The organism is Pseudomonas sp. DVZ6 (assembly GCF_024259445.1).
GTDB lineage: Bacteria > Pseudomonadota > Gammaproteobacteria > Pseudomonadales > Pseudomonadaceae > Aquipseudomonas > Aquipseudomonas peradeniyensis.
In genome coordinates, this window is record NZ_JANCLM010000116.1 from 1 (window position 1) to 466 (window position 466).

Annotated in this window: 1 pseudogene; it reads left to right on the top strand. The window is 67.2% G+C overall.

Features of this window, described 5'->3' with window-relative positions:
• Positions 1-466: pseudogene (locus NMG10_RS25875) on the top strand (hypothetical protein); the annotation flags it as partial.

The following is a 466-nucleotide window of genomic DNA, read 5'->3' on the forward strand; positions in this document are numbered from 1 at the left end:
ACCGAAGTCGAGCGAGAAGTACGGGAGGTGGAGCGCTGGAACAGCAGCCCCCTGCTCGCCGCCAAGGCTCCCCTCCCCGCCGTGGATGTCGAGGCCCAGTTGCCGCGCCGGATCGAACGCAAGCAGCAGGAGGCACGGGAGCGCTTCGAGGAACGCTACGACGAGGGCGCACGCAGCGCCTTCGCCCGCGCCTACGAGACCGAACTGCACAACCGCCAACAGCTGATCGACCAGCTCGCCACCTTGTACGCCGAGCTCTACGCCGCCCCGGCGTTTCAACGCATCGCCTACAACGACTACAGCGCCATCGACTGGCGCTCGGCGGAGTACTTCGTAGGCATGATGAGTTCCTGCCTGTACGGCGGCCCCAGCGAAACCCAGCCGCAGGACGGCGCCGCGCTCGGCGCAAGCCAACGGCTGTGGCAACAGGAACTGGAAGACCCCGACAGCCTGCTGTACCAGGCCT